This window comes from Halonatronum saccharophilum DSM 13868, assembly GCF_000517025.1.
GTDB classification, from domain to species: Bacteria; Bacillota; Halanaerobiia; order Halobacteroidales; family Halobacteroidaceae; genus Halonatronum; species Halonatronum saccharophilum.
Genome location: NZ_KI912097.1, coordinates 589,619 through 609,842, shown reverse-complemented (window position 1 = coordinate 609,842; position 20,224 = coordinate 589,619). Strand labels below are relative to the sequence as shown.

Genomic DNA, 20,224 nt, shown 5'->3' with positions numbered 1-20,224 from the left:
TTACCTTGATGGGACTTTCACCCATTGGATATGTCCAGCTTCGCTGGACATACAGCACCCCAAGGGCATTTCTTTCAGGGCATGGTTACACAGCCCTTGACCTTGATTTTAACACTTATCGAATTTATCATATCGTTGGCCTGTAAAAAAACCATAAATATTAGCTGTAACACCCCTTAATTCTTTTGACATTAGGTTTTAATTTTATCAGTGTTTATCAGTGTTTATCTGTGGCTAATTGGCTTTTAATATTTGCTTTTAGATTCGCGCGATTCGATGCCACTAAGGTTTTTATGCTCTTGTCTGGACCTTGTCGGCTCTTATCAGATCTAATCTGTGCCTAAGCCTTTGACCTTTATCTCTTTTAACAACAAAAAATCCAAAGGCGTTGGCCCAGCAAAGAGAAAACCAACATCCTTGTACAGAATGTTGGTCCGATTAAATCACCTAAAACTATAATGGATAGTCCTCCAATACCTTTTCAATTTTAGGCTTAGTTGCTGGCAAATTAACAGTAATAACCTCCCAGATAATACCTAAATCAACACCGAAATATTCATAAATGACTATATTCCTCAAACCAATCATCTTTCTCCATGGAAGATCATCATAGTCATGCCTAATCTGGTCTGAAACCTTATTTGCTGCCTCTCCTATAATTTCAATATTTCTCAAAACAGCATCAATTACCATTTCATCTCTTTTAAATTCCTCTTTACCCATACCCTTAGTATACTTAAAGATTTTATCCATTGCATTAATTATATCACTTAAAAACAAACTATCTCGCCTCATTGATACACCACATCTTCTAATATACTATCCTTTAATTGGGGCTTTAAGGCATCCATAGTAACTAAATCAACCTCAGTATTCAAATAATCTTCTAAAAAATCCTTCAAATCTAAAAACTCCCATCCTATACTAGCAGAAAGTTCTATTAATATATCTATATCACTATCTTCTCTAGCCTCCCCGCGAGCATAAGAACCGAAAATTCCAAGTCTTTTCACTTTATACTCTCTTTTTAAAAAGGGCTTTAACTCTTTTAATTTTCTTTCTACCTCTTCTTTACTAACCATAGTTACCCTCCTTTTATTTCAGTTCTTTATATTACTATTATACCATTTAATCTATTTATTAACAAAACTATTTTCACCACTAATACCAAAGGGCCAACACCTCTACACAGGAACATTAGCTATCACACTCCTGACTTCTATTGGCCTATCCTTTAATTTTATCTGTGTTCATCTGTGGCTAATTAAGCTCTTGAACTTTACTCTTCGATTCGCTCCATTATCACAATTCGATACACTAAAGTCTTTTTTATGCTCTTGTCTGGACCTTGTCGGCACTTGTCAAGCCCTTGTCAGAGTATATCCTTTGATTTCTATCTCTTGACTTTATTAGTGCCTATTCGTGTCCATTAGCACCCCAAGGGCATTTCTTTCAGGGCATGGTTACACAGCCCTTGACCTTGATTTTAGCACTTATCAAATTTCTCATATCGTTGCTCCTGCAAAAAAACAACCAACACCCTTGGTAGAATGTTGGTCGGCTACTCTCGCTTCCGTTGGCCCATAACCTCAAAGTGACTGTATATCGTTGGCCCTGCCTTACTTTATCTTTGGCTAATTAAGCTCTTAATTTTGATTTTATCAGATTTTAATCGGCTCTTATCAGATCTAATCTGTGTCCAAGCCTTTGACCTTTATCTCTTTGCTAACGAAAAAAGCCAAAGGCGTTGGCCCGATCTTTTAACCCATATTAGAATTTCTTAACTCTCTTATCTCCTCTTTAGTTAGCCCACTTGCTTGAGCTATCTTATCTATTTCTACCCCTAACTTCAATAAATTATCTACCATCTCTTTCTTACCTTTCTCCATACCCTTCTGTATACCCCTTGCCATACCCTTTTCCTCAGCTTTCTTTAAAGCCATCTCTTCATCTCGCAACCACTTTAATCTAGCTTCGTATAATTCTCGCTCATCCTCATTTAAATACATTGTATCCAATACTTTTATTGCTTTTTGAATACTTTCCACCTCTGCTAATTGAGCAGGAATTTTATCTTTATTATACTCATGGGCTTTCTTTAAAAACTCTGTCCATCTATCTAAGGTCGTCTGTACATCTGTTAAGTCCTTATTATACTTATCCAACTCAATAAAATGAATCTCTAAGTGGTCTATCAACTCTTCTTTTGATTTACGATTCAATAATTTATATACATTATGATAATCTTCTTCATCTAAGCAATTGAAGTTAAGTAAATTTATAACTATCGTCTTCTCTAGCTTATCATAATTAACTCCTGACTCTAGTTGACCTGTATATAATCTAGCCCAATAATAAAGAGCCCTCTTATCATAATAGTCTTGATCTGTTATCTGCATCTCTATATTGTACCAAACACCCTTCTGGTCTATAGCCTTGACATCAAGTATTGATAGCTTATCATTTTTAAAGTTTTTAGCGTTATATGGGTTCTTTAAGATAAGATCTTTAATCTGATCTTCTTTATCTAAGACCGAATTAATGAAAGAGATTAGGATATCCTTATTCTCTTCACTACCAAATAATTTCTTAAAAGCAAAATCTACCCTTGGATTTAAACGACACATCTTACCGACCCCCTCTTTTAAATATATAGTTTAATTATAGCATAGGAGTTAAGATAAGACAAAGGTTAATTGGCTATGAATTTTATTCGTGTCCATTAGCACCACAAGGACATTTCTTTCAGGGCATGGTTACACAGCCCTTGACCTTGATTTTAACACTTATCGTATTTGTCATATCGTTGGCCCTTGCAAAAAAACAACCAACACCTTTGGTAAAATGTTGGTCGACTACTCTCGCTCCTGTTGGCCCATTAAATTAAAAAGCTGTGCCTTCTAAATTAGAAGGCACAACTTTTATCTTAATGCTGAGATTTCTTCTTAATCTCCTCTATCTTTTTCTTAGGCAACTCGGTTATATCCATTACCTCTATAGTACTCATACCCTTCTTTAATAAATTCTGAGCTATTTCTACCTTCCCCTCCATCTTACCTTCTACCTTACCTTCTATTCTTCCTTCTCTTCTCAATTGATCTGCTATGGTCATAATATCTTCACCTCTCTTTGTAGATATTTTGTCAGCCATATCCTTTAAATCTTTAAATTCCAAACCATCTTTAGCATTAAGTATATATCTAACTACTGTCTCAAAATATTCTATCCCTTGGTTCTGCTCTCTTAGCCTTTCTAATACAATTAAAGCTTCTTTAAACCTCTCTTCAAAATCATCTTTATACAAAGAACTCAATATCTCTAAAAAGACCCTCAATATCCCTGTACCTTTAATCTCTTCATCACTATAACTAGATAAGTCATATAATAGATATTTATAATCTGGAAAATACTCCTCTACCTCTTTAGGAATATCCTCAACTATATCTGATAACTTCACTCCTATATTCCACCTATCTTTGCCATGATATACTACCATAGGTATAATTAAAGGTAGCTTCCCTTCTTTTTTCTGCTTTAATTTAAGCTCCCAAATATTTAACATATACTGCAACAGCTGAATAGTTATCTTTTTATAAGGATAAGACTTATGCTCAAATAGAAAGTATAAATAAGCTTCTTTCCCTTTCAAACTTACCCTATAAAGTATATCAGAGAAATACTCCTCTAACTCCTTTTCAATAAATGAATCCTTCTCTATTATTATATTATCTAAATCTATTAAGTTTAATAATTTTTCTGGTAGGTAGTTTTCCATAAAACCCTTTGCAACCTCTACCCTACTTAAGCTTTCCTTGAAAAACTTGTCATGTGGATTATTAACTTTCATTTAACCAGTCCTTTTTACTTTATCTAATTATATTATATCATAACTGACTTACCTTTAAAAGGTGGGGCAATAATTATACTTTCAAAGCCTCTACTATGAGTATCAGCAAAAACACCTAAAGTCAAAAACTTAAATTTCACCACCTCTTAGTCAATAATGGTATATCTGTTACCACTATAACCTTATTAATGCCAATTCGTGTCCATTAGTGGTTAACAACACTTAACCTTAATTCACAAGCTAATATTCCCAGATATCGGAATTGTTGCTCAGCCTTAATTTATCTTTGGCTAATTAAACCCTTGACCTTGTCAGCACTTGTCAAGCCCTTGTTAGAGTATATCCTTTGATTTCTATCTCTTGACTTTATTAGTGCCTATTCGTGTTCATTAGTGGTTACACAGCCCTTGACCTTAATTTTATCAGGTTTTAATCGGCTCTTATCAGATCTAATCTGTGCCCAAGCCTTTGACCTTTATCTCTTTACTAACGACAAAAAGCCAAGGGCGTTGGCCCTTAGAATCTTAAAAAACTAAACACTTTAAGATTTGCTCATCTTGTTTTTGATAAAAGTAAAAATAAAAGAGAACTCTTAAAATTTCTATGAACTCAAGAACTTATCTTAAAGGTATAACATATAATATTGAAAAAGCTTAGGAAAGGAATGATTGATATGAGTGATGATTATATAATTAACCCACGTCACCCAAAACAACCTATTAAATTAAAAGATTATGGGCCATCCCCTTTTGTGATTAATATTGAAGCAGCTACTAAGCAGAATGATTATTTTATTATCTCTTTATGGACAGGAGAATATTTGCAACTTACCCTAATGAGCATTAATATTGGTGATGACATAGGCTTAGAAGTTCATGAAGACCATGATCAATTCATACGAATCGAAAGAGGCCAAGGAGTTGTTTTGATGGGAGATAGAAGAGATGAATTGGATTTTCGAGAAAATTTCTATGAAGACTATGCAATATTTATCCCTGCTGGTAAATGGCACAATATAATCAACACAGGTAGTACACCGCTTAAATTGTACTCTATTTATGCTCCACCTGAGCATCCACGTGATACAGTTTATGAAACTAAAGAGGATGCCAAAGAGCACCACGCAGAATAAAACCTCCTACTGCTATGAAAATTCTAAAACTTTTATTAATTTAATACCCTCCCCTATTTGTTATTCTGGTCTGCTTTTTCAATAAAGATATTAAATATTTTTTTAAAACAAGGATGCAAATGTGTCAAATCTTCTGGATGCCACTGGACACCAAATATAAAATCCTTATCCATAGATTCAATTGCTTCTATAATTTTCCCTTTAGTTTCGGCAATAACTTTAAAACCTGGGGCCAAATCTTTAATTGCTTGATGGTGATGAGAATTAACATCAAATTTTTTAGCAGAACTAAAGCCACATAGGTTACAAGGCTCTTTAAAATTTATAGAATGGTAGACATAACATTCATTACACCCCTCTGGAATATGAATAGCTTTTTTATTATATTCTTCTACTATATCTTGATATAGAGTACCCCCTTGAGCTACATTAATCAACTGCATCCCTCTACAAATTCCTAAAACAGGAATGTTTTCTTCATAAGCTAATTTAAAAAGTTTTATTTCCCATTTATCTCGTAATGAATCTACTTCGCCAAGATAAGGGGTAGCAACATTATTATAATAATGAGGAGAAATATCTTGACCGCCACTTAAAAGTAAAGCATCAATTAATTCAATATACTCTTTGGCCTGATCTAAGTTATCCATTAAAGGAATTAAAATTGGTGTTCCCCCAGCTTCAGCAATAACTTTGGCATAACTTGAACTTACTTTATTATAGTGTTTCTTATTAGCTTCCTCTTTGCAAAATGTTGTTATTCCAACTATTGGTTTAGTCATCTTATCTCTCCTACTTATTTAAGATTAATTAATTTTTGTGTCAATTTTATACTTTTAATCCTTTAATTCTTTGCTTCTTCATTAAAAATAATATTCCTCTAATACCATCTAAAGATACATCTTTATCCTTTTATCAGATCTAATCTGCTTATATTATTTTAACCTTGACCTCTTATCTTTTTAACAATAACAAAAATCCATTAAAGCCTAGCTCCTTTTATTTATCATCTTTCTACTACTTATAAACTCTTTTTTATCCCTCTTACAAAGCCTACGGGCCAAATTACGACCATCCAAGGCAGCAGATGGTATTCCTCCGCCTGGCTCTGTCCATTGTCCTATCATATAACAGCTATTTAATTCTGGAACTTCTTTAGGTAATTTTTTCATCAAAGCTACAGGAGTAGGAGCAAAGCCCTCATAACTTCCCTGCCAATTACCCGTATAGCGCTTAACTGTATGAGGTGTTGAAACATCTACCTTCTCCACTGTTGAGCTAAAGCCTGGAAACTTCTCATCAATAATATTTAAGACTTTATCACTTAGATCTGCTTTGATCGTTTTGTATTCTCCATAATCTTTCTCTGCAAGCTCTTGCCAGTACTGATCCTTCCAAGTATTAATCAAGACCGTAACTGTAGTCTTCCCCTCTGGGGCCAACGTTGGATCGAAGTTATAAACATTTAAACTAATATATTCATGCTTTGACCCATCAGAAAGAAGTAAAGGTGGATCTAGATGTAAAAGAGTAGCATGAGGCATATCTGAAAGATCCTTTTCTACACCAAAGCCTAGATAGATCGATGAAGGAAAGAGAGAGAAGTCTTCATAAGCCTTCTTTAGTTGTGAGGATAAATAGCGACCATCTAGCATCTTATAAAGGGTTGTATATCCATCGGCAGCAGAGACTATATCATCACCAAAATATTCTTCCCCGCCTTCTAGCCTTATCCCTACAGCTTTATCGTCCTCTACTAATATCTCTTCAACTTTAGATGAGTAATAAATCTTTCCTCCAAGTTTTAAATATTCCCTTTCAATATTTTTAGCCAAAGGCAAAGACCCTCCTACTGGATAGCCTGCAGCCTCTATATGCTGGAAAGCCATTCCAAATATAAAAGCAAGACTAGACCAAGAAGGTGGAAAAATTGTCCTAAAGACCTCTTTTAATTTAGGGTTATCCCATTGATCTGATAATTCTTCCATAGTTATCCGTGCATACTTGATCACCTTAAGAAAGGGTATAAAGTTGCTAAATATAAATTTGATTCTATCCTTTATCCCCCATTTCTCAGTAGCCACTGGAGTTTTAAACTTAGCTAACTTCTTTAAGTCCTTAATAAACTTACTAATCTTCTTCTCATCCTCAGGAGCAACTCGCAAAAACTCCTCTTCTAACCTATCAAGGTTACTATATAAGCCAACTACATCACCACCTGAGAGTTCTATCCTACTAAACTCTTCAAAGTTACGGATCGGAGTCTTTACTCCCTTTTCGTTCTCCAAAGCTCCAAGCTCATCCCAAATAACATCAAAACCAGTTCCTTCTTTAGTCCCCATCAACCAATGAACACAATAATCAAAGGTATACTCCCCCCTCTTCCAAGCAGTACAGAGACCACCTGGAATACTATGATCCTCAAAGATCTCAGTATCATAACCATTACGCTCTAAGTATGAACCTGCAGATAACCCAGCAATACCAGCACCTATAATCAAAACCTTCTTCTTTTTCATAATTACCTCCCTGTTTTGTAGTAATAAAGTAAAACTTTATTACTATACTACCTACCCATTCTAGTAGCATAGACTATATCTGCTGCTATATCCTCTAACAACCTTACTTCCTCTTCCTCCCCAAAACCCTTCGGCAAGAGGCCGTTAGCAATCATTACTGAAAGCCCTGTTTGAACTACCCTCATCTTTAATAAGATATTTTTTAACTCTTCTTCTGAGAACCCCTCCAACTGAGAATCTTTTTTCATCTCTTCTATAAGAGGTTGGCCCATCTCTTGATCATAACTTTTCATATAATCATTTTGATTCATCATTAAATCTCTAAAGAGTACAGAATACTCTCTAGCAAATCGAAGACTAGATAAACCTATATCTCTAAAGGGTTCTCCAGAGCTTTCTTCATCAAGAATCTCTTTACCAAGAGCAAATATCCTCTTGATAACCTCTCCAATTAACTCTTCTACATCTTCAAAATTTACATAAATAGGAGCAATTGAACTCTTTAATCTCTTTGCAACCTTTCTAATCGTTATACTATCAATTCCTTCTTCCTTCGCCATTTCAAAAGCTACTTCAATTATTTGATCTTTTGTGTACTTTTTCTTCGGTGGCATTCTATCCCCTCTCTATTATAAATCTAATGATATATATCAAGTGTTCTATATTAATTATTATACATCATTAGTTATATATGTCAACAATTATTATTTAAATTTCTTTCTCACATATTAAGAACTAATATAATATTTTTAGTAACTACTCTTCTTTCTTTTAATAATAACAAAAAAAGAGACCCAAATAAGGTCTCTTTTTTTACTTTATAATTTACTCGCTTAACTCTTCTTTAGGCAAGATTATATTTAATAATATCCCGACTATAGCAGCTAAGCCCATACCTTGAAACTCTAATATACTAAATGTAATAGGGATCCCACTCAACCCAACTACCAGAATTGTAGATACTATTACTAAGTTTCTAGTTACACTTAAATCGACTTCATTTTCAACTAAGGTTCTAAGTCCTATAGAAGCTATCATACCAAAGAGTAGAATTACAATTCCACCCATTACAGGAACTGGTATAGTCTGTATAGAAGCTCCAACCTTTTGGATAAAGCTCATTGCTATAACTATAGCTGCTGCAATTTCAACAACAATTGGGCTATGGACACCAGTTAAAGCTAAAACACCTATATTCTCACCATAAGTTGTATTTGGAGGTCCACCAGCTAAAGATGCAAATAAAGTCGCAACCCCATCTCCCAATAAAGTTCTATGCAAGCCTGGCTCTTCTATAAAATCTTCATCAACAGTTTTAGATAAAGCTAATACATCACCTAAATGTTCTACCATAGTTACAATTGCCACTGGAGCTATTAAAGCTACTGCCGATATTCCTGCTCCTATAGATTCTAATTGGAATATTGAAGTGAATTCTGGCAAACCAATCCAACTAGCTTCTATCACCGGGCCAAAGTCTACCAAACCATTAAATGCCGCAAAGATATATCCAGCAATTATACCGATTAATATAGGAGTCACCTTCAAAATACCTTTACCAAGTACACTAACCGCAATTGTTACTGCAAGTGTAAAGATTGCCGTTGGTAGATGATACATAGACATATCCTTTGCTACCGGGGCCAAGCCTAAACCGATAGTTATAATAACTGGTCCAACTACAACTGGTGGTAGATACCTATCTATAAATCCTGTTCCCACCTTCCTAATAATTAAAGCCGATACTATATAGATCAATCCTGCTACAAAACATCCCAGCAAAGCCGCCGATAAACCATATCCTTCCTTAGCAGCAATGATTGGTCCGATAAAAGCAAATGACGAACCTAAGTAAGCTGGAACCTTCCCTCTAGTAATTAAGTGGAAGATTAGTGTTCCAACACCTGAAGTAAATAAAGCCACTGCAGGATTTAAACCTGTCAAACTTGGCACAAGAACAGTCGCACCAAACATTGCAAACAAGTGTTGAATTGCTAAAAGAACCCCTTTAGATGCTGTTAAATTTGCTTTACTTAATCTCTCTTTTACCATTTTTACCCCTCCTATTATAATTAACTTTCTATTTATTGGCATATAAAAAACCCTTTGGCCATTAGACCCAAGGGTTTAGAAATTTCTCATAAAAGTTCACAGAGAAACTCTCAACTCCCTTTGGGTCTCACAGGACCTAATTAAAAGGAACTTCAATTATTTAGAATATTCTTTTAATACTACTCCATCTTCTCCATCTATCTCTTCTAGGTTTACACTTATAATCTCATTATTTGATGTAGGCAGATTCTTTCCAACAAAATCTGCTCTAATAGGTAGCTCACGATGACCACGATCTACTAAGATAGCTAATTGAATGCTCTCAGGTCTACCTAAATCCATTAAAGCATCTAAAGCTGACCTTACAGTTCGACCTGTATAAAGTACATCATCTACTAATATTACCTTCTTAGCATTTATATCAAAGGGAATCTCTGTCTGATGAACAATTGGTTGATTTGCTATTGTAGTCAAATCATCTCGGTATAATGTAATATCTAATACACCTGTTTCAACCTTCTTACCTTCAATCTCCTCTAACTTATTAGCAATCCTTTTAGCTAAAGGAACTCCCCTTGTCCTAATCCCAATCACAACAATCTCATCTAAACCTTCATTCTTCTCAATTATCTCATGAGAGACCCTAGTTAAAGCTCTTCTAATCCCATCGGCATCTATCAATTCCTTCTTAACCTTAAACTCCATAATATCCCCCCTTTTCTTAAAACCCTTAACAAGGTAGATAAAGAAAAAGACCCCCTTACAGTTGTAAGAAGGTCTGAATATATATAAAGGGTCTACTCTCTCCCCCTTCAAATTCAGTATCTCCCTCTTACTAGCCTCTCTGGACTAACTTAAAAAGGATTATTAACTTTCTATGAAATTATAACAGATCAAAAGATCACTGTCAATAAAAAAATATATTAAATATAGCGCCAATCAATAGATTGACGCTATACATTTTTAATTATTCCCACTGTTTACTTAATAGAAAAGGTAGTTTAGATTCTTGAGTTAATTTTCAATTAAAATCTAAAAGTTCCAGCCAAGTTAACATATTTATCCGTATCGGCAGAAAGGTTAAAGTTAATGAAAGGAAGGTTTAGACCTAGTCCTGCTGTATAAACCTTATCACTACTATCCTCTTCATAATAAGCTCCACCTCTTAAAGCTAAAGCCCCTAAGAATAACCTCTTCTCTAATCCAAGATGATAGATATTACTTCCTTCTTCAGGCATCTCTAAATCGGCTGCTACAGTAGTTCCAATTGGGAAAGGAATCCTAACAGCTCCTCCTAAAGTAATTGTTCTAGGTAATTTATCATTAAGATCCTCATAATCTTCATCCCAACTTAAATTAGAAGTTAGATTGCGAACATTTACTCCAAGATTAATCCTATTGGTAGCTCTAACTAAAGCACCAACATCAACACCATAACCGCTAGCTGAAGATTTTGACCTATTAAAAGCCTGATCTAAATCATATTCTTTTCCTTCCTCATAATTGCCATCCCAGCCTTCAATATTATCAGCACTTAAAGAATATCCATCATATTGACCACTTAAATACTTTAGATTACCTCCAACAGCAAGTGATCCAATATTAAAAGGCATACTGCTTAGCTCTCTACCATAAGAGATAACCCCTTGACTAATAAAAGTATTAGCTGCAGACTTTTTAGCGTTATCTAACTTCTTTATATCTTCTTCACTCTTAATTTCCTCTGGCATAGTACCTTCTTCTATTACTCTAAGTTGGTTATTAAATAAAAATCCTGCGCCTATACTTCTAAAATTTACAACTCCCATACCATCAAATTTCAAAGTAGCATTTCCATCATCAGTAAGTTCTAACTCCTTAAAAGATTCAAAGGTTAAACCGTCTTTAACATCATCTAAAAGATCACGTTCAACACCATCAAAGCCCATCCCTAGATTAACTTGTGCACCTAACAGGCCACTTCTTACTAGACCTGCTGGGTTCCAATAAATAGCACTTGCATCATCAGCAACTGCTACAAAAGCTCCACCCATCCCATGGGCCTTGGCTCCAAAACGATTAACATCTGTCATCTCTGCTGCACTTGCTGGGCCAACAACCATTACTACTAACAATAAAGTTAAAACTAAACTATAATATCTTTTCATTATTATCCCTACCTTTCACACTTTTCTTATAATATGCACCTATCTACAAACTTCGCTATTATAAGAAAATTTCCTCTTTTTTAAGCATTAATCTTCTAAAATAATCGCTCCTCCATTGGTAGGGGTAGTTATTGTATAATGGGCATCGACACCATTTTCTTCAAAAGTTGAAACCATTCTCTCGCCTATATCCTTCTCTCCTTCTAAGGTAAAAGCTACAACCGTTGGCCCTGAACCACTTAAAGTTACTCCTAAAGCCTTCCGACTTAACTTCTCAATTATCTCCTTAAGTCCAGGAACTAAATTCTGTCGATATGGCTGATGTAATCTATCATCTAAAGCCTCGCTAATCAACTCATAATCTTCAGTCAACAAAGCCGAAATAAGTAAGCCTGTCCGACTTATATTAAAGACTGCATCCTTAAACTCAACCTTTTTAGGAAGGACTTCCCTAGACCTCTTGGTCGATAATTGATAGTCAGGTATACAGACTACAACCTTCAACTCTGGAACAGGAACCTTTTTATAAATAACTTCTTCATCCTTTAACGTAGAAATTACCACACCACCCAATAAAGCAGGTGCTACATTATCAGGGTGCCCTTCTATCTTTGTAGCTAAATTTAGCAACTCTCTTTGGCTTAATCTATCTCCAGTTAGCCTATTAGCAGCAACCAAACCTCCTACTATTGCCGCAGCACTACTTCCTAATCCTCTAGCTAAGGGTATTCTGTTATTAAGTTTTATCCTTAAGCCTTTAGGCTCATAAGAAAGCTTTGAAAAGACCTCAGTCATAACTTTATAGACTAAATTATTCTTATCTCTTTCTAGTTCATCACTACCATATCCTAGAACCTCAATATCTAAACCAGAATCTATCTCCTCTACCACAACTTCATTATAAAGCTCTAAGCTCATCCCTAAGGTATCAAATCCAGGTCCTAGATTGGCCGTAGTAGCAGGAACCTCTACCTTAACCATTACCTTTCACCAATTTTATCTAAGTTAAATTTAGCATGGATAGCTTTAACTGCTTTATCGGCCTCGCTTCTATTAATTAAACAAGAAACCTTAATTTCTGATGTACTTATCATTCCTATATTAACCTCTTCTTGGGCCAAAGCTTCAAACATCTTAGCAGCAACACCTGGATTAGTAACCATTCCAGCTCCAACAATAGATACCTTAGCCACCTCTAGATCATAAATTAACTCTCTATATTCAAGGCTCTCTTTCATTTCTTCTAATAACTCTTTAGTACCATTAAAATCATCCTCATCAATGGTAAAAGTAATATCATTAACTCCGTCATAATTTACATTCTGGATTATCATATCTACGTTGACCCCTTCCCCAGCCAACCTATTAAAGACCTTAGATGCTATACCTGGTCGATCAGGTAATCCTAGCAACGATAACTTAACCTCACTCTTATTACAAGCAACTCCACTTACAACTATATTATTTTCCAATTCTTCTACCTCCTTAATATAAGTTCCAGGGCAACAATAAAAGCTTGATTTGACTGCCAATTTAATATTATACTCCTTAGCAATCTCTACAGATCTAGGATGAAGGACGTTGGCCCCTAAACTTGCCAATTCTAACATCTCTTCATAAGAGATTTCAGGTAACTTAGAAGCCTTCTTTACAACTCGCGGATCTGTAGTATATACCCCATCTACATCTGTATATATCTCACAAAGATCTGCCTTCAAAGCAGTAGCAACAGCTACTGCTGTAGTATCAGATCCACCTCTACCTAAAGTAGTAATCTCATTGTTGATTGTAACACCTTGAAATCCTGCAACAATAACTATCTTTCCTTCATTTAACTCTTTCTCCAACCTATTATTCTTTATCTCTAAGATCTTCGCCTTACTATGTAATTCATTAGTTATAATACCCACCTGAGACCCTGTTAAAGAGATTACATCCTCACCTAATTCATTAATAGCCATCGCCAACAGGGATACAGAAACCTGTTCTCCAGTTGAGATTAACATATCATACTCTCTCTTAGGTGGCTTATTGGTTATATCTGCTACTAACTTTACTAATTCATCGGTAGTATCCCCCATTGCTGATACAACTGCAATCACATCATTACCTGCTTGCTTACGCTTAACAATTCTTTGAGCAACTCTCATAATTCTCTCAGGGTTAGCAACTGAGCTACCACCATATTTTTGTACAATCAACGACATCTTTCTTCCTCCTTTATTTAAGTGTGAGTTTTAAAGTGTGGGTGTGATAGATCAAAACCACTCACACTGGATGATTTTATACTTTCACTCACACTCACACCTACACTCAAGCTGTCTAATAATCTTCTACTCTTATTATATTTGCTACCTTTTTAATATCATCTAGTTTCTTTATCTTATCTAAAGCATCATTAAGATCTCCTTCTTTAACCTTATGAGTAACTAATACCAAAGGAACACTGCCATTACTTCTACCTTTTTGAATCACAGACTCTAAACTAACATTATGTTTACCTAACAAACTGGTTATATCACCTAATACCCCTGGATTATCTAAAACTTCTAATCTAAGGTAAAATCTACTTTGAGTATCTGCTTGTTCCTTAACATTCTTTTGCTCAAAGCATGTACAAGGAATTCTACCTTGAGCATCAAAGATAATATTACGTGCAGCAGCAATAACATCTCCAACTATAGCACTACCTGTTGGCATCTGTCCAGCGCCTGGACCATAGAACATAGCTTCACCAATAGCATCACCTTCAATGAAGATAGCATTAAAGACATCATCAACCTTAGCCAAAGGATGTTCAACAGGTAATAATGTAGGGTGTACTCTAAGCTCAAGCCCATCATTATCTTTCCCTACAGCCAATAACTTAATCTTATATCCTAACTCCTTAGCATGAGAAATATCATCTTGACTTATATTGGTAATCCCTTCAATATGAAGATCCTCTACACTTACCCTTGATTCAAAAGCGATAGAAGCCAATATAGCAAGTTTATAAGCAGCGTCATATCCTTCTATATCAGAGGTAGGGTCTGCTTCAGCATATCCTAACTCTTGAGCTTTCTTTAATACTTGGTTAAAATCTGCTCTTTCGCGATCCATTTTAGTCAAGATATAATTAGTAGTTCCATTGACAATCCCCATTACTTTAGTAATCCTATTTCCAGCCAAATCTTCTTTTAAAGGACTAATAATAGGAATTCCACCACCAACACTAGCTTCAAAATAAAAATCTACCCCATACTCATCTGCTGTAGCCAAAATCTCTTCTCCATATTTAGCAATAAGTTCCTTATTTGCACTAATTACACTTTTGCCACCCTTTAAAGATCTTAAAACAAACTCTTTAGCTGGATTTACCCCACCAATTACCTCAATGATAATCTCTATATCCTCATCCTCAAGAATATCTTCAAACCTTTCAGTTAATATATCTTTATCTACCTTTACCGCTAATTTCTCTTCTTTATCTCTAACCAAAACCTTCTTAACCTTTAAGTTGGCCCCTGACTTATTAGCAATACTCTTAGAATTATCTCTTAATATCTTATAAACACCAGATCCAACAGTTCCACAACCTAATAAACCTACCTTTATCTCTTTTTTATTCATACTACTCTCCTCCTCTTATATATTCTACACTCTAACCCTTATACTGTACAGTTAATTATTTACTTTTAAAACTTTTGGTGATCACCTTTACCCTTCTAATACCTTTTATTTTTTTCATTTGCTCTAGTAATTCTTCTAAAGGTATTGACATCTTATCCACCTTAATAGTTACAGTGATATGAGCAACCTGATCTAAAGGAATATCTTGATTAATTGTCAAAACACTGACCCTATGATTAGCAATAGTACTTAAAATCTCTGATAATATACCAGCTCTATCTACAACAAGTAAAGATAAAGTCACCAATTCTTTCTTTTCTTCTTCATTAAAAGGAAATATAGAATCTTTATACTTGTAAAAAGCACTTCTACTTAAACCTACCCTCTTAACAGCCTCTTTAACTTGCCTTTCTTGACCACTCTTCAATAAATTCTTTACCTCAACTGTCTTCTTCATAGCCTCAGACAAAATGCTCTCACCAACTATGTAAAACTTCTCTCCCATATTATCACCCTTCAACTTCTATTAAGGTCAAGATAAAATAAAAATTCCAACCACCTTATTTTTTGCAATCACCATTGGCTTGTGTTTCTTATTTTTGAACTTATGTTCTTTATAAGTGAACAACTTTATTGAATTATAACATTATTATCTAAAAGTATCAAGAGTTTTTATTAAAATTTCAAAACCCTAAATCCAAAAACTTAACTCAGATTAAATTCCGATCAAAGACGATTAAATCTGATTAAAACAGAAGTCAGAAATCTGTAAATTCAAAATATTCAATTAAAAACGATTTAACTACTAGCTATTGGCTCTTAGCCATTTAATTCTATAATCGGACCTCAATCGGCTCTTATCAGATCTAATCAGTGCAAATGCCTTTAATCTTTGGCTTTTTGAACCTTAAAATCTAAATTATTAACTCTGACAAAACCTTAGACTAAAAACTAACTAGAGACTAAAGGCAGTTTAGGTTGGTAGGTTTAGAATTTCCTAAACACCTAACCCCTGCCTTAAAACTAATTTCAATCTCTTGTCTAGCCTTTGTCGTCCCTTGTTGGCCTTTAGCCAACGTAAACGCCTTTGACCTTTACCTTTTTAAAATTATAAATTAAAATTAGGATACTAAGATAAAAAAGCCCCTATAAAGAGGGCCAACCTAACTACTTCATAGCAATAAGTGATATCTCTACCTGAACACCCTTAGGTAGCCTAGCAACTTGAACACAGGCTCTTGCTGGAGGGTTCTCTTTGAAGTATTCCCCATAGACCTGATTTACCTCTCCAAATTTACCCATATCATCAATAAAAACCTCAGCCTTCATTACATCTTCAAATCCATAGCCTGCCTCCTTTAAGACAGCAGATAAATTCTCCATTACCCTTCTAGTTTCTGCCTTTACATCTCCTTTTATCAACTCTCCTGTCTCTGGATTGATAGGAATCTGTCCCGAAACAAATAAAGTTCCATTCATTTCTGTCGCTTGTGAATAAGGGCCAATGGCCGCTGGTGCTTTATCAGTATTTATAATCCTTTTCATAATTTATCACCCTCTCTTATGTTTTGTATCTGGAATCTCAATTTCAAAGGTGCCTCTACCCCTTACCTAACCCTAGTCACCGAATATCCACCTTCAATAATATCCCCTACCACCTTCTCAATATGCTTCTCATCTCTAGTTTCTAAAGTTATCCTAACCTCAGCTTCCTTCAAAGATATATCTGGATTTAAACGATCATGTTCAACACTTACTATGTTGGCTCCACTTCTACCGATAATACCAAGGAGATTCTGTAATGAACCTGGAGTATCATCTATATGAGTGCTAAAGACCAACCTACGCCCTGCTTGAATCATTCCTCTATCAATAATTGCTGCTATCATATCCAAGTCAATATTACCACCACTTAAGACTACACCTACCTTCTTACCTTTAAAGTTAAGTTTTCCATTTAATAAAGCAGCCAAAGCAGTAGCTCCTGCTCCTTCTACCATTAATTTAGCCCTCTCTAAAAGAAGCAATATAGTATGAGCAATCTCTTCATCATTAACAGTTACCAAGCCATCTAAGTACTTTTCTAATATAGGGTAGTTCAAACTCCCAGGACATTTTACAGCAATCCCATCAGCTATAGTATTGGCATCTTTTATACCTATAGGTTTACCAGCTCGCAATGATTCCTTCATAGAAGCTGCATTCTCTGCTTCTACTCCAATCACCTCAATATCACTTCTAACCTCTTTAACTGCTGTTGCAATACCAGCTAATAGTCCTCCCCCGCCAATTGGAGCAATAATAACATCTATATCATCAAGGTCCTCTAATATCTCTAATCCAATAGTTCCTTGACCTGCTATTATATAAGGATCATTAAAGGCGGGAATAATCGTTGCTCCTGTCCGTTGGGCATATTCTTTCTCCTTTGTATGGGCATCGTCATAAGTTGTTCCACTTAAGATAACCTTAGCACCATAACCTTGAGTAGCCTTCACCTTAGCAATTGGAGCCCCTTTTGGCATAATAATAGTAGATTCAATACCTGCACTACTAGATGCTAAGGCCACACCTTGAGCATGATTTCCTGCTGAAGCTGCCACTACCCCCTTAGTCCTCTCTTCTTGACTTAAGTTTGCTATTTTATTATAAGCACCCCTCACCTTAAAAGATCCTGTTCGCTGTAGATTTTCCATCTTTAGATAGACTTGATTTTCAGTTAAATTACTAAAGGTATTAGAATGGGTCAACTCTGTTCTTTTTACTACTCCCTTTAAACTCTTTCTAGCCTCTTTTATATCCTCTAAAGTTACCATAATACCTCCTCAATAAGTCCTTATTGGTCAAAACTATCAAATTTCTACATCATCAAAAAATATATCTTTAATTTCCTCTTTTAAAAGATCATCCAAATGACGATACTTGTTAGATACTGTAGAAGGTGTTACTCCATAACTCTCTCCTATCTCTTTTTGAGTATAACCCCAATCATTAATCAAATTTAAAAGATAAGCAATTCCACTTGCCCAACTGTTGGCCCTTCCTCTAACCTCACCTACCTTCTCTTTATAAATTCTCCATAAATTAATAGAATTATAAGCCTCTTCATCATCAAAATCATCAACCATAATATGAGCAAGCAACCTTTCTACCTCATCCTTAAATAATGGGCCAACCCTACCTTCTAACCCTAATCTGCTTCTAATCTGATCTATATTCTTGAAATTAAAAAGATTATCACTTCCCATGAAAGTTATTACCAACTCCATCTTATCTAAAAAATCCTCTATCATGCTTCTTCCTTCTTTATTCTTTATCATCTCTATAGGCTTTCCACCTTCAAAACCTATCTCTTCTAAAGGTGTATTAATAAACTTATCTACAAACCCCTTTTCTAAACCTCTTTCTGATAAATCATCCCTTTCTAAAATCTCTCCACCCTCTAAGTCAACAATATATTCATCTTCTAAACTTGCAGTAAAGACTAATACCTTCTTAATTAAGTCCTTTCCCTTATTATAATTCTCTAGATTATGACTTCTAAAAAAGATATGATCTTCATCTATCATAAAATCTCCATATATATTACTTTCTTTATCTAACCAAACCAAATGATCCAGTTCATCTAAAGAAGATTCTATTTCTACATTAGGCTGTGATTTTAACTTGTTCTTAGTAAAAGAACGAGATTGAACTCTATATCTAGCCTCATATACCCTAGTATAGTCATTCAGTAAAGTATTTATTTGTTTTGATATTCCTAGAAGGTTAGTACTAAAGACTCCCAAGAAGGAATCTATACTCATATCTCTACTATCTTTTCTATATATATTAAGAGCTTTCTTTGCCTCATCAAAGATAATATAACTATAATCAGCAGGAACCATTCTAACTGGGCCAACAAGCCTATTCTCACCCCAAAGCTCACTGATTCTTGCTAAGATAAGATCCCCTTTAACATAGTCAAACTCATCATCAATAATGAAAATTTCACTTCCTCGCATATAATCACTAAGCAAACAAGTATTAGTACTTTCTATACTAATAACCTGATAGATAGAAAGACGAAGATCTATCCACCCTCTTAGTATCTCTTCTTCTTTTGTAGGTAATTGATTTGCCCTTCTTTCTAAAAATAGCTCGATTAAAGACTTACCCTTATCTATCTTATAATCAAAAAAGACTAACTGCATAAATAAAAACTTAAGATCTTCAGATATCTCTTCTTCAACCTCACCCATTATCTCTAAGAAATCTAAGTAATACTCACTAAAAACTCTGCTAAATTCATCTTTAACCTCATAAAAGAAAGATACCATCTTATTCATTAGATTATCGTGAATAAGATTATAATTCTCATACTCATCACCAATACTCAAACTAGATTTATTAATTACTTTATTATAATATTCTATAAAATTATCTAATTCTTTCTCATCTTCTATATTTATACCCATCTTCTCAGCCAAGGAATATATATGTTTTCCTATCCCCCAATTTTCATCATCCTTTTCCATTTTTACTACTTTTGAACCTATCTTCTCAACCTTCAAAGATAATTTTTGGCCCTTATCCAATATTTTTTTCTCTTCTAAAAACCTAAAGAATTCTCTAAGTACAGGACCAAGCCCTTTGAAATAACTCTCATCTCCCATAACCTTTTTAGGGATTATATTAAGACAACACTCCTTTACCCCTAGCCAATTCCAATCTTTTGGTTCAAGGTCAAGGTAATTGTACATAAAAGTGCTAAAAGAATCTATTATAAAAGGAGCAACCTCCTGTTCACTACTACTAAGCTTAGTAAATAAATCACTTAACTTAAACTCTTCTACCCAATTTTCAACTTTAGACATAGCCTCATTATCTATTTTTCCTGAATATTTATCACACATTTTTCCCATCTCCCAATCCT

At 34.7% G+C, this 20,224-nt stretch carries 18 protein-coding genes; 1 reads left to right on the top strand and 17 read right to left on the bottom strand.

What is annotated here, in order from left to right; all coding sequences use genetic code 11:
* Positions 1 to 453: 453 nt before the first annotated feature.
* The 4 genes from HALSAC_RS0114210 to HALSAC_RS0114195 all read right to left on the bottom strand — a co-directional run bounded on the left by HALSAC_RS0114210 (position 454) and on the right by HALSAC_RS0114195 (position 3,847).
* The gene (locus HALSAC_RS0114210) at positions 454 to 795 is read right to left on the bottom strand and encodes a HepT-like ribonuclease domain-containing protein (protein WP_027340823.1); all 342 of its coding nucleotides are present in this window, start codon (positions 793 to 795) and stop codon (positions 454 to 456) included.
* Positions 792 to 1,082 (bottom strand): nucleotidyltransferase family protein, encoded by a 291-nt coding sequence (locus tag HALSAC_RS0114205; protein ID WP_027340822.1) that lies wholly within the window; start codon positions 1,080 to 1,082, stop codon positions 792 to 794. The genes HALSAC_RS0114210 and HALSAC_RS0114205 overlap by 4 nt, the downstream gene beginning before the upstream one ends.
* A 678-nt stretch (positions 1,083 to 1,760) precedes the next feature.
* Positions 1,761 to 2,627: an Rpn family recombination-promoting nuclease/putative transposase gene (locus HALSAC_RS0114200; protein WP_027340821.1), complete on the bottom strand. Its 867-nt coding sequence runs from the start codon at positions 2,625 to 2,627 to the stop codon at positions 1,761 to 1,763.
* Positions 2,628 to 2,926: 299 nt separating this feature from the next.
* Positions 2,927 to 3,847 carry an Rpn family recombination-promoting nuclease/putative transposase gene (locus tag HALSAC_RS0114195; RefSeq protein ID WP_027340820.1) on the bottom strand — a complete coding sequence of 307 codons (921 nt, stop codon included), beginning with the start codon at positions 3,845 to 3,847 and terminating at the stop codon, positions 2,927 to 2,929.
* A gap of 664 nt (positions 3,848 to 4,511) precedes the next feature.
* Here HALSAC_RS0114195 and HALSAC_RS16135 point away from each other — a divergent pair.
* Entirely contained in the window at positions 4,512 to 4,979 is a 468-nt protein-coding gene (locus HALSAC_RS16135; protein ID WP_342666871.1) for a cupin domain-containing protein, read from the top strand.
* A 53-nt stretch (positions 4,980 to 5,032) separates the two neighbouring features.
* Here the strand turns inward: HALSAC_RS16135 and HALSAC_RS0114180 are convergent, their stop codons facing one another.
* The 13 genes from HALSAC_RS0114180 to HALSAC_RS0114115 all read right to left on the bottom strand — a co-directional run bounded on the left by HALSAC_RS0114180 (position 5,033) and on the right by HALSAC_RS0114115 (position 20,204).
* Positions 5,033 to 5,761: a gamma-glutamyl-gamma-aminobutyrate hydrolase family protein gene (locus HALSAC_RS0114180; RefSeq protein WP_027340819.1), complete on the bottom strand. Its 729-nt coding sequence runs from the start codon at positions 5,759 to 5,761 to the stop codon at positions 5,033 to 5,035.
* A gap of 207 nt (positions 5,762 to 5,968) precedes the next feature.
* The gene (locus HALSAC_RS0114175; RefSeq protein WP_027340818.1) at positions 5,969 to 7,498 is read right to left on the bottom strand and encodes a phytoene desaturase family protein; all 1,530 of its coding nucleotides are present in this window, start codon (positions 7,496 to 7,498) and stop codon (positions 5,969 to 5,971) included.
* Between the two features lie 47 nt (positions 7,499 to 7,545).
* Positions 7,546 to 8,112, bottom strand: a complete 567-nt coding sequence (locus tag HALSAC_RS0114170; RefSeq protein WP_027340817.1) for a TetR/AcrR family transcriptional regulator — start codon at positions 8,110 to 8,112, stop codon at positions 7,546 to 7,548.
* Between the two features lie 211 nt (positions 8,113 to 8,323).
* Complete coding sequence (locus HALSAC_RS0114165) at positions 8,324 to 9,550, bottom strand: uracil-xanthine permease family protein (RefSeq protein ID WP_027340816.1); 1,227 nt, start codon at positions 9,548 to 9,550, stop codon at positions 8,324 to 8,326.
* A 156-nt stretch (positions 9,551 to 9,706) separates the two neighbouring features.
* The gene (gene pyrR / locus HALSAC_RS0114160) at positions 9,707 to 10,255 is read right to left on the bottom strand and encodes a bifunctional pyr operon transcriptional regulator/uracil phosphoribosyltransferase PyrR (protein ID WP_027340815.1); all 549 of its coding nucleotides are present in this window, start codon (positions 10,253 to 10,255) and stop codon (positions 9,707 to 9,709) included.
* A 320-nt stretch (positions 10,256 to 10,575) separates the two neighbouring features.
* Positions 10,576 to 11,697: a PorV/PorQ family protein gene (locus HALSAC_RS0114155; protein WP_027340814.1), complete on the bottom strand. Its 1,122-nt coding sequence runs from the start codon at positions 11,695 to 11,697 to the stop codon at positions 10,576 to 10,578.
* An 87-nt stretch (positions 11,698 to 11,784) separates the two neighbouring features.
* Positions 11,785 to 12,678, bottom strand: coding sequence for a homoserine kinase (gene thrB, locus HALSAC_RS0114150; RefSeq protein WP_027340813.1), 894 nt, complete (start codon positions 12,676 to 12,678; stop codon positions 11,785 to 11,787).
* Positions 12,678 to 13,904 carry an aspartate kinase gene (locus HALSAC_RS0114145; protein WP_027340812.1) on the bottom strand — a complete coding sequence of 409 codons (1,227 nt, stop codon included), beginning with the start codon at positions 13,902 to 13,904 and terminating at the stop codon, positions 12,678 to 12,680. The genes thrB and HALSAC_RS0114145 overlap by 1 nt, the downstream gene beginning before the upstream one ends.
* 115 nt (positions 13,905 to 14,019) lie before the next feature.
* On the bottom strand, positions 14,020 to 15,309 hold the full coding sequence (locus HALSAC_RS0114140; protein ID WP_027340811.1) for a homoserine dehydrogenase: 1,290 nt from the start codon (positions 15,307 to 15,309) through the stop codon (positions 14,020 to 14,022).
* A gap of 55 nt (positions 15,310 to 15,364) precedes the next feature.
* Entirely contained in the window at positions 15,365 to 15,814 is a 450-nt protein-coding gene (locus HALSAC_RS0114135; protein ID WP_027340810.1) for an ACT domain-containing protein, read from the bottom strand.
* A 662-nt stretch (positions 15,815 to 16,476) separates the two neighbouring features.
* Complete coding sequence (locus HALSAC_RS0114125) at positions 16,477 to 16,854, bottom strand: Rid family detoxifying hydrolase (RefSeq protein ID WP_027340809.1); 378 nt, start codon at positions 16,852 to 16,854, stop codon at positions 16,477 to 16,479.
* Between the two features lie 62 nt (positions 16,855 to 16,916).
* Positions 16,917 to 18,125, bottom strand: a complete 1,209-nt coding sequence (ilvA, locus tag HALSAC_RS0114120) for a threonine ammonia-lyase (protein WP_027340808.1) — start codon at positions 18,123 to 18,125, stop codon at positions 16,917 to 16,919.
* 36 nt (positions 18,126 to 18,161) lie between these two features.
* Positions 18,162 to 20,204, bottom strand: a complete 2,043-nt coding sequence (locus HALSAC_RS0114115) for a transcription initiation factor IIB family protein (RefSeq protein WP_027340807.1) — start codon at positions 20,202 to 20,204, stop codon at positions 18,162 to 18,164.
* Positions 20,205 to 20,224 lie beyond the last annotated feature (20 nt).

Bases quoted from the DNA above. Each gene is read 5' to 3' on its own strand.
- HALSAC_RS0114210 (WP_027340823.1), bottom strand. From the start codon at position 795: ATGAGGCGAGATAGTTTGTTTTTAAGTGATATAATTAATGCAATGGAT.
- HALSAC_RS0114205 (WP_027340822.1), bottom strand. From the start codon at position 1,082: ATGGTTAGTAAAGAAGAGGTAGAAAGAAAATTAAAAGAGTTAAAGCCC.
- HALSAC_RS0114200 (WP_027340821.1), bottom strand. From the start codon at position 2,627: ATGTGTCGTTTAAATCCAAGGGTAGATTTTGCTTTTAAGAAATTATTT.
- HALSAC_RS0114195 (WP_027340820.1), bottom strand. From the start codon at position 3,847: ATGAAAGTTAATAATCCACATGACAAGTTTTTCAAGGAAAGCTTAAGT.
- HALSAC_RS16135 (WP_342666871.1), top strand. From the start codon at position 4,512: ATGATTGATATGAGTGATGATTATATAATTAACCCACGTCACCCAAAA.
- HALSAC_RS0114180 (WP_027340819.1), bottom strand. From the start codon at position 5,761: ATGACTAAACCAATAGTTGGAATAACAACATTTTGCAAAGAGGAAGCT.
- HALSAC_RS0114175 (WP_027340818.1), bottom strand. From the start codon at position 7,498: ATGAAAAAGAAGAAGGTTTTGATTATAGGTGCTGGTATTGCTGGGTTA.
- HALSAC_RS0114170 (WP_027340817.1), bottom strand. From the start codon at position 8,112: ATGCCACCGAAGAAAAAGTACACAAAAGATCAAATAATTGAAGTAGCT.
- HALSAC_RS0114165 (WP_027340816.1), bottom strand. From the start codon at position 9,550: ATGGTAAAAGAGAGATTAAGTAAAGCAAATTTAACAGCATCTAAAGGG.
- pyrR (WP_027340815.1), bottom strand. From the start codon at position 10,255: ATGGAGTTTAAGGTTAAGAAGGAATTGATAGATGCCGATGGGATTAGA.
- HALSAC_RS0114155 (WP_027340814.1), bottom strand. From the start codon at position 11,697: ATGAAAAGATATTATAGTTTAGTTTTAACTTTATTGTTAGTAGTAATG.
- thrB (WP_027340813.1), bottom strand. From the start codon at position 12,678: ATGGTTAAGGTAGAGGTTCCTGCTACTACGGCCAATCTAGGACCTGGA.
- HALSAC_RS0114145 (WP_027340812.1), bottom strand. From the start codon at position 13,904: ATGTCGTTGATTGTACAAAAATATGGTGGTAGCTCAGTTGCTAACCCT.
- HALSAC_RS0114140 (WP_027340811.1), bottom strand. From the start codon at position 15,309: ATGAATAAAAAAGAGATAAAGGTAGGTTTATTAGGTTGTGGAACTGTT.
- HALSAC_RS0114135 (WP_027340810.1), bottom strand. From the start codon at position 15,814: ATGGGAGAGAAGTTTTACATAGTTGGTGAGAGCATTTTGTCTGAGGCT.
- HALSAC_RS0114125 (WP_027340809.1), bottom strand. From the start codon at position 16,854: ATGAAAAGGATTATAAATACTGATAAAGCACCAGCGGCCATTGGCCCT.
- ilvA (WP_027340808.1), bottom strand. From the start codon at position 18,125: ATGGTAACTTTAGAGGATATAAAAGAGGCTAGAAAGAGTTTAAAGGGA.
- HALSAC_RS0114115 (WP_027340807.1), bottom strand. From the start codon at position 20,204: ATGTGTGATAAATATTCAGGAAAAATAGATAATGAGGCTATGTCTAAA.